The following is an 11350-nucleotide window of genomic DNA, read 5'->3' as shown; positions in this document are numbered from 1 at the left end:
TTTTGCCCTTCAGGCGCGGAGGGGGAGAAAAAAGGCCGCTTCTAGTGTGGGTCTGCGGAGGGGCCTGGATGACGATGGAACGCAGTGCGCATCTTCCCTGGCTTATGAATTTTGCACGAAGCGGTTATGTGATTGCCAGTGTGGAATATCGTCTGTCTAACTGTTCGCACTTTCCTTCTCAGCTGGAGGATGTGAAAAAGGGAATCCGTTTTCTGAAGGCTCATGCCGGAGAATTCGGGATTGATCCGGAAAAGGTAATAATCGGGGGAGAATCCGCAGGGGCTCATCTGGCTTGCATGGCAGGGGTTACCGGCAACAGGAAGGAATTTGATAAGGGGGAATATCTGGAGCAGTCCGGCAGGGTTCAGGCAGTGATTGATTATTATGGGCCTGCGAGTTTTACATGGAATCCTAAAGATACACGGGTAAAGGCGGATGGAGAAATACCGGATTTTTTAAGAGGTCCGTCGCCTGTAAATATGCTTCTCGGATATGATCCTGCCGACGATCCTGAAAAGGCGGATACTGCGGCGCCGCTTTCTTATATCAGTCCTTCCGCGCCTCCTTTCTTTATCGCTCATGGCACCGAGGATGTTGTTGTATCAATTGATAACAGTGAGGCGCTCTGCAGCGCACTGGAAATGAATAATGTACCTGTGGAGTTCTGTGCGGTTCAGGGTGCGGGGCATGCCGATCCCCGGTTTTATCAGGCGGAAATGGCTGACAGAATCATGGGATTTCTGGATGGAATATGCAATCGCAGAGAGGTAACCCATTGATGTCCGGGGCAATATACCGATACAGGTTCATCTGCCGGTCTAATTATCCGGGAAAAATGGAAACGAAAGTGAGGAAATAATGATGAGATATAAAATTGATGTTCCGGTAAAAGAGCAGCCCATCACTCTGATTTCCGGCATAACCTTTGCCCAGGTTCCCTACTGGTTCCCTTTCTATAATTATAAAGATCTGAAAATGGATCTCCTAGCTCCGTCCGGAAGCTCCGGTCAGGGAAAAAGGCCTCTGTTTGTATGGATCTGCGGCGGCGGTTTCGCAACAATGGAGCGTTCCGCTTATATCCCCTGGCTTACCTATTTTGCAAAACGGGGATATATAGCGGCAAGCATAGAATACCGGCTGTCAAACAGCGCTCATTTTCCTGCGCAGATCGAAGATGTGAAAAAAGCGATCCGCTTTTTAAGGGCACATGCTGATGAATACGGGATTGATCCGGACAGGGTTGCCGTCGGCGGTGAATCTGCAGGAGGAAATTTGGCGTCCATGGTTGGCGTCACCAACGATATCGCCGCTTTTGACGTGGGAGAATATCCGGAACAATCCAGCCATGTTTCAGCCGTTGTCAACTTTTACGGCCCTGCCGTCTTAGTTAAGGAACCGGGAAAACGCTCCATGGACGGTATCCCGCTGCCCGATACGGCAGGATATTCCCGCACAATCCAGCTTCTGGGCTTCGATCCTGAAGCAGAACCGGAAAGGGCGGCAAAAACGGCAGCGCAGTATTATATTAATGAAAATACGGTACCCTTTTTCCTGGCCCACGGGACGGGCGATACGCTGGTTGATATTTCCGGAAGCGATGAGTTTTATCGGAAACTTTCTCAAAACCATGTGCCTGTGGAGTATTACCGCATTCAGGGTGCCGCGCATATGGGCATGGAATTTTATCAGGATGAGATGTCCCAAAGAGTTCTGGAGTTTCTTAACAAAACTCTGTGACAGGAGTGGATTTACAGCAGCGGTATTTCCGCTTCTGTAATGGATTCTCCCTTCTCTCCGATCTTTTCCACAGTAATATGCTTTATCTCTGTTTGAAATACCACATTCATATCCTTTACCTGTTCCCATGCCGTATCCAGCTCTTCGGAAGATGAGAGCTTTCCAACCGTCATATGAGGAACATAAGGAATGTCCTTTTTAAAGGCGGCAAGCATCCCCTGATAAAGGCTGTCATGCAGCCGCCTTATTTCCTCCGCGCCTTCCTTTACCTGCAGGAACAGATATTGCTCCCCGTTCTCCTGGTATTTCACAATTCCCTGCATACTGAGCCGGAAGGGAGAAAATGCCTAACTCTTCTCCTTTACCAGCTCTTTCACATCTTTTTCTTTATATCTGCTGACAAAAGGAAAAACCAATGTAATATGCGGGCTGATCAACGAGACAAAAGGATCATATTGTTTTCTTATTCCTTCAATCAATTCCATGTTTTGAAATTCTGGAAAAAGAAGGATACTTCTTTCCGCCTTTTTCGGCTTTTGTGCCGCTTTTATCTGTCTTTCCTCATACATATCCCTTATCCAGTATTTAACCGGCGCCTTCCAGCTTTCCTTTGGGCCGGGAATATTTTTGATCAGGCTTTTCGGATTCAGTCCCATCTCCTTCGCCATGCGGATTTCCTCATCTCCCAAACGGCACCGTTTCTTTGCCTCCTGCCACAGTTCCTGTTTATATGCCATTTCAGCATTTCCCCTTTTCTTTTTCAGGCAACATACAGAAAAAGCCCTGCATAAGCAGAGCTTTTTACACCTGTTATCCGGTTCATAAAAAAGTTATACGTTGATCTCTGCCTTCACTCCCAGCAGTTCTTTGTTTTCTTCCATAACCGGGGCAATCACATCTTTCAGGAAGTTTTCCACCTGCGCCGGCGCACATCCCACATAGCGGGAAGGATCCATGGCTTTTGCCAGTTCCTCCGGAGTTGTCATGAACATAGGCTCCTGTGCGATCAGATCTATCAGGTTATTATCCAGGCCTTCCTCCTTGACTCTTTTTCCAGCTTCCATGGAAAGCTCACGGATTCTTTCATGCAGCTCCTGACGGTCTCCGCCCTTCTTCACCGCATCCATCATGATGTTTTCCGTAGCCATAAACGGCAGTTCGCTCATCAGGCGCTTCTCAATGACCTTGGGATATACCACAAGGCCGTCCACTACATTCAAGCACAGATCCAGGATGCCGTCCACAGCCAGGAAGCCTTCCGGTACGCTGAGGCGTTTATTGGCCGAATCATCCAGGGTTCTTTCGAACCATTGGGTCGCCGAAGTAATGGCGGGATTAAGCGCATCCGCAATCACATATCGGGAAAGGGAGGCGATACGTTCGCTGCGCATGGGGTTTCTCTTATAGGCCATGGCGGAAGAACCGATCTGGCTCTTTTCAAAAGGCTCTTCCACTTCCTTTAAGTGCTGCAGGAGACGGATATCGTTGGACATCTTGGTCGCGCTGGCGGCAATCCCGGCAAGTACATTCAGGACTCTGGTATCCACCTTACGTGAATAGGTCTGGCCGGATACCGGATAGCAGGAGCCAAAGCCCATTTTCTCAGCAATCATGGGATCCAGGGCATTCACCTTGTCCATATTTCCGTCAAACAGCTCCAGGAAGGAAGCCTGGGTTCCCGTTGTCCCCTTGGAACCAAGCAGCTTCATTGTGGAAAGCACATAATCCAAATCTTCCAGATCCAGAAAGAACTCCTGCATCCACAGGGTTGCCCTTTTTCCCACCGTGGTAGGCTGGGCGGGCTGGAAATGGGTGAACGCCAGCGTGGGAAGGTCTTTGTACTTGTCCGCAAAGGAAGAAAGCTCAGAAAGAACATTCACCAGTTTCTTTTTTACAAGCTTCAGGGCCTCTGTCATAACGATGATATCCGTGTTATCCCCTACATAGCAGGAGGTGGCGCCCAGATGGATGATCCCCTTTGCCTTCGGGCACTGCACGCCGTAAGCGTACACATGGCTCATAACATCGTGACGCACCTCTTTTTCCCTTGCTTTGGCGACATCATAATTGATATCCTCCGCATGGGCCTTCAATTCTTCGATCTGTTCCTCCGTAATGGGCAGGCCCAGTTCTTTTTCTGTTTCCGCCAGGGCGATCCACAGCTTTCTCCATGTACGGAATTTCATATCCGGGGAAAAAATATACTGCATTTCCTTACTGGCATATCTTTCTGAAAGCGGGCTTACATATCTGTCCGTATTGTCACTCATAATCCGGCAACTCCTTTTGTAGGTTTTATTTATCAAATTCTCCGCGGATGTCTTCCTCAGGCGGGTCTATGGGATATTTCCCTGTAAAACAGCCTTTGCAGATCCCCAGCTCATTTACCATCTCATCCAGGCGCTCCGTGCGCAGGTAAGCCAGGGAATCCGCCCCGATAATTTTACAGATTTCATCCACACTGCGGTTATAGGCTATCAGCTGCTCTCTGGCCGGGACATCCGTCCCGAAGTAGCAGGGCCATAAAAAGGGAGGGGAACTGACGCGCATATGCACTTCCTTTGCTCCGGCTTCTCTGAGCATATGCACGATTCTGTCTGAAGTGGTTCCCCGGACGATGGAATCATCGATCATAATGACTCTTTTTCCATTCACCACTTCCTTCAGGGCATTCAGTTTTACCTGGACACTGCTCTCCCTGGTTTTCTGCTTCGGCTTGATGAAGGTTCTGCCAATATAGGCATTTTTTACGAAAGCCGTCCCGTAGGGGATTCCCGACTGCAGCGCATATCCCATGGCCGCACAGTTTCCTGATTCCGGCACACCCACTACAATATCCGCCTCCACAGGGGAATCCATCGCCAGGAATTTTCCTGCCAGGATTCTGGAATGGTATACGCTCACACCGTCAATATAACTGTCAGGCCGGGCAAAATAAATATATTCGAACACACATCTGGCATGCTCTTCTTTGGAAATACACATGCTGGTATCCGATATAATCCCCTTTTCCGGGGTAATCGTCACGATTTCACCGGGAAGGACATCCCTCACAAAAGTGACTCCCAGGGTATCAAGGGCACAGCTTTCCGAGGTCAGTATATAGGCATTATCCCTTTTCCCGATACACAGCGGGCGGAAGCCGTAAGGATCTCTGGCTCCTATGAGCTTGCGGGGAGACATGATGACCAGGGAATAAGCTCCTTTGATCTTCCCCATAGCGCGCCCCACCGCTTCTTCTGCGGATTTGGAATTCAGCCGCTCCCTTGCAATGTAATAGGCTATGACCTCTGAGTCTATCGTTGTCTGGAAAATAGCGCCTGTGTATGCCAGATCCCTTCGAAGTTCGGGAGCGTTCACCAGATTTCCGTTATGCGCCAGCGCCAGTGTCCCCTTCACGTAATTGAGTACCAGCGGCTGTGCATTTTCTCTCGTACTGCTGCCCGCGGTGGAATACCTCACATGGCCGACGCCGATATCCCCCTTAAGCTTTTCCAGGTTCTCCGGGTTAAAGGCCTCGTTCACCAGCCCCATATCCTTAACGCTTAAAACCTTCCCCTTCGGGCCTGAGGTGTCGCTCACAGCGATACCACAGCTTTCCTGCCCTCTGTGCTGCAGTGCAAGCAATCCGTAATAGATGCTGCCTGATACATCACTGCCGTCAAAATCATACATCCCGAAAACACCACATTCTTCTCCGGGCTTGTCCGTTACTTTTGCCTGCTCATAGATGCTCTTTTCCGTCATATGCCTCCTCGTTTCTGTGTTGTGTTTTGTTGTCCCGTATCACGCAGAAAGCCGCGGTTTTACCGCGGCTTACCCAATCCCTTTTCCTTCAGGCCTCCGTCGGTATGTTTCTTATAGTCCCAGACGTTTGAAAACTTCGTTGTAGGCTTCTTCCACATTTCCAAGATCACGGCGGAAACGATCCTTATCCAGTTTTTCATTCGTGTTGACATCCCACAGACGGCAGGTATCCGGGCTGATTTCGTCTGCCAGGATGATCTGTCCGTGGTAACGGCCAAACTCAATCTTAAAGTCAATCAGTTTGATGCCTGCCTGGAGGAAATACTCCTTCAGCACATCATTTACCTTAAATGCATAATCCTGGATGGTCTTGATTTCATCCCAGGTTGCCAGCTTCAGCGCTACTGCAAAATAATCGTTGATCAGAGGATCGCCCAGTTCGTCATTCTTATAACTGAACTCCACGGTGGGCTGTTCAAAGGGAGTTCCCTCCGGCACACCGAGTCTCTTGGAAAAGCTTCCGGCTGCCACGTTTCTGATAATAACTTCAACCGGTACGATCTCCACTTTCTTTACGGCGGTTTCTCTGTCGCTTAATTCCTGGATATAATGAGTCGGAACACCTTTTTCTTCCAGAAGCTGGTGCACACGGTTGCTCATCTTGTTATTGATGACACCTTTTCCTACAATAGTACCCTTCTTCTCTCCGTTGAAAGCTGTAGCATCATCCTTGTAATCCACGATTAACACATCGGGATCATCTGTTTTAAAAACTTTCTTTGCCTTTCCTTCATAAAGCTGTTCCAGTTTCTGCATCTTATCCTCCATCTGCGCTCATGAAAGCGCCGTAAATTTGAAAGATGGCTTTCTGAAAGCCATCCTGCGTAATTTTCCATACCACTTTTCCTCTGAAAAAGAGTATCTGCCGGCAATTCCATAGAAATTACCCTGTAAAAAAAGCGGCATTACTGTTACAAGTATAGCGCACCAATTTTCAGAAATCAAGAACTCATAGACCGTACTCCCCAATTTTCTACATAATGCCAAAAAATACGGCCGTCAGCCTTCTGAAAAAGCATAACCCTACAAATCATACGTTCATAACACGCCCAATAAACTCACGAACCCGTGCATTCGGAGAATTAAAAAGCTCCTCCGGTGTGCCTTCCTGACAAATCACACCCTGCTCCATAAAAATGATCCGATCCGACAGCTCTCTTGCGAACTGCATTTCATGGGTTACTATGATCATCGTCATATGCTCCTGGGCCAGCTGCCTGATAACCTTCAGCACTTCCCCCGTAAGCTCCGGATCCAGAGCCGAGGTAGGCTCGTCAAAAAACAGAATTTTAGGCTGAAGGGCCAGCGCCCTGGCTATCGAAACCCTCTGCTGCTGCCCGCCGGACAGCTGATAGGGATAAGCGTCTCTTTTGTCGGAGAGCCCCAGCTGCGCGAGAAGCTTCTCCGCCCGCTCCTCCGCTTCCTTCCTGGAGATTCCGTCTACCGTCATGGGCGCGTCAATGATATTCTTCAGTACCGAATAATGAGGGAACAGATTGAAATTCTGAAATACGAGCCCGAAATATTTATGAATCCTTTTCCGATCGGCTTTGGAGACATACACACATTTTCCGTTTTCCTCATATGCCGCCCGCTCTCCCAGATAGGAAAGCTCGCCGCCGTCCATTTTTTCCAGCATGGTCGCACAGCGCAGCAATGTGGATTTACCGGAACCTGAGGGACCGATCACAGAAACCACTTCTCCCTCTTTTACAGAAAGAGAGATGTCCTTTATGACCTCCAGCTCCCCAAAGGTTTTTTTCATATTTTTAATCTCAAGAAAATTTCCGCTCATTTTGCTCCTATCCCTTACTCTTTTTTATCTGCCCGGAAGAATGGCAAAGCCATTCTTCCAAGGCGGAACATAGAATGACTTGGGAAGCGTTCTCTGCTTCCTTAGTCATTCTTTCCGCCTTATCCTCTGTAATAGTTCAGGCGTTTTTCCACATGCTCCATAACCATCGCCACTATCAGATTGAAAATATAGTAAAAGACACCGGCCGCCATCAAGGGCATAACGGAAGCCTGCGCCGCCGCGATCTGCTTGGCGATGGTAAACATTTCGGTAACCGTTAACACAAAAGCCAGGGAAGTATCCTTGACCAGAGTGATCATTTCATTCGTCACCGCCGGAAGCACTCTCTTAATCACCTGAGGCAGGATTATCTTCAGAAATGTCTGAGCCTTGCTGTACCCCAGCATCTTCGCCGCCTCATACTGTCCTACGGGCATGGACTCTATGCCTGAACGATATATTTCCGCAAAATAAGCCGCATAATTCAGGACAAAAGCCAGAATTACCGCCACCATCCGGTAACCCTGGGAAATTTTCAGACCAAATACATAATAGGGCGCAAAGTAAACCACAATCAGCTGCAGCATCAACGGCGTTCCCCTCATGATCGATATGTATACCTTCGTCAGAAAACGAATCACCCCGACTTTGGACATCCTCCCAAAAGATAATACCAGCCCCAAAGGCAGAGAGAACAACAGGGTTAAAATAAAAATCTCCGTTGTAATCAGCATGCCCCCTGTGAGCTGCTGCAGCATTTTACCCAATTCCATGGTTTCCTCCAACTTCCTTTTCCTGTAACAGCCCAGAAGACTGCGCTGTTGCATTTTTCTACTGCTTCAACCGGAAAAAAGCCGCTGCTGCGGCTTTCTCCCTGTATATATTCTTCCCGTAAGCTTTAGGATACCTGACTTATTTGCCAAGGCAGATACTGTCCAGCAGACCGTAATCCGCATACTTCTCAGCAATCGTCATAAAGCTTCCGTCATCCACCATTTCCAGCAGAGTGGCTTCCACAATATCCTTAAGCTCTTCATTCCCTTTTTTAAATCCGATCCCGTACTGCTCCGTGGATAAATACTCTGCATGATCCGTTCCTTCCAGAATCACATAACCGCCCTCTCTGGAGGAAATCTGATAATTGGCAACACCGATATCAATCGCCAGCGCATCGATGGCCCCTGCTTCCAGATCCATAAATGCCGTATTGTAATCCGCATACTGATTCAATGCTCCGAAGGTATCTGCCAGCTCTTTCTCATCACCTTCCAAAGCGGCGAGTGCGGAAGAATCCTTCTGTACCCCTACAGCCTTGCCTGCAAGATCCGCCTTCACGGAAATACCGGAATCATCAGCCACAACAAATACCTGGCTGTTATCCACATAAGGAACGCTCCAAGTATACTGATCTTCCCTTCCGTTCATTGTAAAGCCGTTCCATATACAATCAATCGCGCCGGAATCCAGCTCCATATCCTTGGAATCCCAGTCAATAGGCTGCTTAACCAGCTCCCAGCCCTGACGCTTACACACCTCAGCCGCCAGATCCAGATCAAAGCCCACATATTCTCCGCTTCCATCCTTATAACCATAGGGCGGGAATTCCGCATCGAAACCAACTACAAACTGACGCCCTTCTCCCGTATCCGCTGCCGCCGTGCTCTCCGCTTCCTGCGTATCCGCCGTGCTCTCCGTCACCGCACTCTCTGCCGCCACGCTGCTCTCCGGAGCCGAAACTGCCTCACTGCCCGCTCCTTCGGAAGTCTTTGAACCACAGCCCGCAAGCCCGAATACCATCATGCCTGCCAGCAAAATTGCAACTGCCTTTTTCATAATTTTCTCCTCCTCATGCCGGAAACAATGCATCGCACTGCTTCTTTAGTAATTTAGCAGTTTATCAGGCTAAACTGCCGCTGGCATTATCCTATCATGAAGAGATTTCATATGTCAATACAAAAGCAATAATCTCTTTTTTATGTCCTCAGCCACGATTGCTTTCCGTTCCATTCATTCTGACCTTTTCTTCTCATTATGGTCAAAATGAACTCAACTTTTTCTCCACCGCCCAAAGCGGCAGATTCAACAGCCAATCCTCCTGCTTATAATCTGTCATAGACGTGCGTATCGCCATTTTGGGATTGTATTTCTCGCAGAAGGTCTTGAGGCTCTTCGCCTTTAAATTAGTTTCTGCCTTGACCTCAATGGGGACAATCTCATTGCCTGTGTCGATGAGAAAATCTATCTCAGCATTCCCTCTGTCATTTGTCCAGTAGTAGGTGTCCACACCTTTAACTGTCTTAAGCTGCTGCAATACATATTGCTCTGTCAACGCTCCTTTGAACTCCTTGAAAAGCTCATTCCCGTTCAAAAGGACAGACTGGTTCAAGCGCACCATACAGCCAAGCAAACCAACATCCGCCAGAAAGAGCTTAAAGGCTTTTAAGTCCTCATAGGCTTTCAGGGGGATACTCGGCGCAGTCACCCGATACACCTTATGGACAAGTCCGCAATCGGTCAGCCACATAAGCGCCGTTTCGTAATCCTTTGCCCGGGCACCCTCTTTGATGATACCGTAAATAAACTTCTTGTTCTCTTTAGTAAGCTGTGCGGGAATACTGTTCCAGAGCATACGGATGCGCGGCACCACCTCATTCGGAGCATGCTTGGAAAAATCCTGCTCATATGCAGCTAAGATACGCTCTTGTATCTCCCGCGCTTCATTGAAATCCCGATTATCGACAAAGCTCTGGACAACTTCCGGCATACCGCCAACATAATAATAATACTTGAGCAAGTCGACATAATCCTGCCTGAACATGGTTGCCATCTCAAAATCACCCTTGTCAAGCAAATCCACAAACTGCTCCTTACCCATTGCCCGCATAAACTCAGTGAAAGACAGCGGATACAAGTCCATGAACTCCACCTTGCCCACGGGAAACGATGTACCCTGATGGAGTGCTATGCCTAAAAGCGAACCAGCACAAACGATTTGATACTCCGGTGCGGTTTCATTGAAATATTTCAGTGAGGACAGCGCCTTTGGCACTTCCTGAACCTCGTCAAAGATAAGCAGGGTATTGTGAGGACTGATTTTATGCCCCACATAAAGTTCAATTCCCATGATAATGCGGTCAATACGCATATCCAAAGAAAAAAGTTCTTTCATCTGCGGGTTATTATCAAAGTTAATATAGACCGCTTTTTCGTAAGCGGTCTTGCCAAACTCTTTCATGAGCCACGTTTTGCCTACCTGACGCGCCCCACGGATAATAAGAGGTTTTTTATTGGTTTTTTGCTTCCATTTATTTAGCTGTTCCATTGCACTACGATACATAAGGTAACACTCCTCGCTATCTTTCGGATATTCTGCAACATAAGATAATTATATTATATCAAGTGTTGACACTTATTACAATGATATTCAGTATATGTCCAACACTAATTACGACGAATATAGAGGAAAGGCCACCACAAACCAGCACTCCGTTCCAGTATAGAAACATCAGTCCCGACCGCAGCCCCTCCGTCCCCACACCTCATGTATCATTTCATGACAAAAGACACCTCCATTGCCGAAAATGCCCCCATGAATAAAATCAGCCTGACAATTCATTCAGCAAAGCCAATTTTTTATATCATCCTATTAAATATTTTATACACTCTCCACTACTCACAGCGAGCAAAACCCATTGTGAATTTAGAAACGGCGCTGTATGTCAGCCTCTAAGCAACTCCAATCCCCGCTCATACTGCTCCGGCTGGTCATCCGCGATTCCCTTTTCTTTTCCTATTCTCTCCAAATACGCCTCCGCATTCTCCCCGATTCCATTCGTATTCGTAAGGCTCATCCCGGCATCCACCAGCCGTTCAAGAAGATCCAGCTCCTCATCTGTCAAATCACCATCCTCACACATTGCCGCGATAATCGGATTCAGATAAGACACTTCCTCCCGATAAGCAGACGCTCCATAATCCAACAACAGCTCCAGCATTTCCGGATTATAAATA

At 48.0% G+C, this 11350-nt stretch carries 11 protein-coding genes and 1 pseudogene; 2 read left to right on the top strand and 10 right to left on the bottom strand.

The genetic code is table 11. From position 1 onward, the window contains the following. Nucleotides 1-2: 2 nt before the first annotated feature. Nucleotides 3-779, top strand: coding sequence for an alpha/beta hydrolase fold domain-containing protein (locus BLA28_RS12340; protein ID WP_081365618.1), 777 nt, complete (start codon nucleotides 3-5; stop codon nucleotides 777-779). Between the two features lie 79 nt (nucleotides 780-858). Beyond that, nucleotides 859-1737: an alpha/beta hydrolase gene (locus tag BLA28_RS12335; protein ID WP_081330189.1), complete on the top strand. Its 879-nt coding sequence runs from the start codon at nucleotides 859-861 to the stop codon at nucleotides 1735-1737. An 11-nt stretch (nucleotides 1738-1748) separates the two neighbouring features. Here BLA28_RS12335 and BLA28_RS33145 read toward each other — a convergent pair. The 10 genes and pseudogenes from BLA28_RS33145 to BLA28_RS33745 form a co-directional block, all read right to left on the bottom strand. Then, nucleotides 1749-2069: pseudogene (locus tag BLA28_RS33145) on the bottom strand (2'-5' RNA ligase family protein); the annotation flags it as partial. Nucleotides 2070-2084: 15 nt separating this feature from the next. Further along, entirely contained in the window at nucleotides 2085-2474 is a 390-nt protein-coding gene (locus BLA28_RS34190) for a hypothetical protein (RefSeq protein WP_242880648.1), read from the bottom strand. Nucleotides 2475-2567: 93 nt separating this feature from the next. Further along, nucleotides 2568-4007: an adenylosuccinate lyase gene (gene purB / locus BLA28_RS12325; RefSeq protein ID WP_069158975.1), complete on the bottom strand. Its 1440-nt coding sequence runs from the start codon at nucleotides 4005-4007 to the stop codon at nucleotides 2568-2570. Nucleotides 4008-4032: 25 nt separating this feature from the next. Continuing rightward, nucleotides 4033-5484 (bottom strand): amidophosphoribosyltransferase, encoded by a 1452-nt coding sequence (purF, locus tag BLA28_RS12320; protein WP_069158974.1) that lies wholly within the window; start codon nucleotides 5482-5484, stop codon nucleotides 4033-4035. Nucleotides 5485-5595: 111 nt separating this feature from the next. Next, entirely contained in the window at nucleotides 5596-6300 is a 705-nt protein-coding gene (gene purC / locus BLA28_RS12315; protein WP_009250782.1) for a phosphoribosylaminoimidazolesuccinocarboxamide synthase, read from the bottom strand. A gap of 274 nt (nucleotides 6301-6574) precedes the next feature. Then, a complete protein-coding gene (locus BLA28_RS12310; protein ID WP_009250783.1) occupies nucleotides 6575-7339 on the bottom strand; it encodes an amino acid ABC transporter ATP-binding protein in 765 nt (254 codons plus the stop codon). A 119-nt stretch (nucleotides 7340-7458) separates the two neighbouring features. Then, nucleotides 7459-8112: an amino acid ABC transporter permease gene (locus BLA28_RS12305; protein ID WP_009250784.1), complete on the bottom strand. Its 654-nt coding sequence runs from the start codon at nucleotides 8110-8112 to the stop codon at nucleotides 7459-7461. A gap of 139 nt (nucleotides 8113-8251) precedes the next feature. Next, nucleotides 8252-9172: an amino acid ABC transporter substrate-binding protein gene (locus BLA28_RS12300; RefSeq protein WP_069158973.1), complete on the bottom strand. Its 921-nt coding sequence runs from the start codon at nucleotides 9170-9172 to the stop codon at nucleotides 8252-8254. Nucleotides 9173-9374: 202 nt separating this feature from the next. Continuing rightward, nucleotides 9375-10676, bottom strand: coding sequence for an ATP-binding protein (locus BLA28_RS12295; protein WP_069158972.1), 1302 nt, complete (start codon nucleotides 10674-10676; stop codon nucleotides 9375-9377). 382 nt (nucleotides 10677-11058) lie between these two features. After that, nucleotides 11059-11350: hypothetical protein (locus BLA28_RS33745; RefSeq protein ID WP_169897242.1), on the bottom strand; the 292-nt coding region annotated here is incomplete at its 5' end.

It is taken from the genome of Eisenbergiella tayi (genome assembly GCF_001881565.1).
GTDB lineage: Bacteria > Bacillota > Clostridia > Lachnospirales > Lachnospiraceae > Eisenbergiella > Eisenbergiella tayi.
Note: the sequence above shows the minus strand (reverse complement) of the source record. Positions and strands in the feature narration are given on the sequence as shown.

Coding starts and splice junctions, on each gene's coding strand:
- BLA28_RS12335 (WP_081330189.1), top strand. CDS start 859: ATGATGAGATATAAAATTGATGTTCCGGTAAAAGAGCAGCCCATCACT.
- BLA28_RS34190 (WP_242880648.1), bottom strand. CDS start 2,474: ATGGCATATAAACAGGAACTGTGGCAGGAGGCAAAGAAACGGTGCCGT.
- purB (WP_069158975.1), bottom strand. CDS start 4,007: ATGAGTGACAATACGGACAGATATGTAAGCCCGCTTTCAGAAAGATAT.
- purF (WP_069158974.1), bottom strand. CDS start 5,484: ATGACGGAAAAGAGCATCTATGAGCAGGCAAAAGTAACGGACAAGCCC.
- purC (WP_009250782.1), bottom strand. CDS start 6,300: ATGCAGAAACTGGAACAGCTTTATGAAGGAAAGGCAAAGAAAGTTTTT.
- BLA28_RS12310 (WP_009250783.1), bottom strand. CDS start 7,339: ATGAGCGGAAATTTTCTTGAGATTAAAAATATGAAAAAAACCTTTGGG.
- BLA28_RS12305 (WP_009250784.1), bottom strand. CDS start 8,112: ATGGAATTGGGTAAAATGCTGCAGCAGCTCACAGGGGGCATGCTGATT.
- BLA28_RS12300 (WP_069158973.1), bottom strand. CDS start 9,172: ATGAAAAAGGCAGTTGCAATTTTGCTGGCAGGCATGATGGTATTCGGG.
- BLA28_RS12295 (WP_069158972.1), bottom strand. CDS start 10,676: ATGTATCGTAGTGCAATGGAACAGCTAAATAAATGGAAGCAAAAAACC.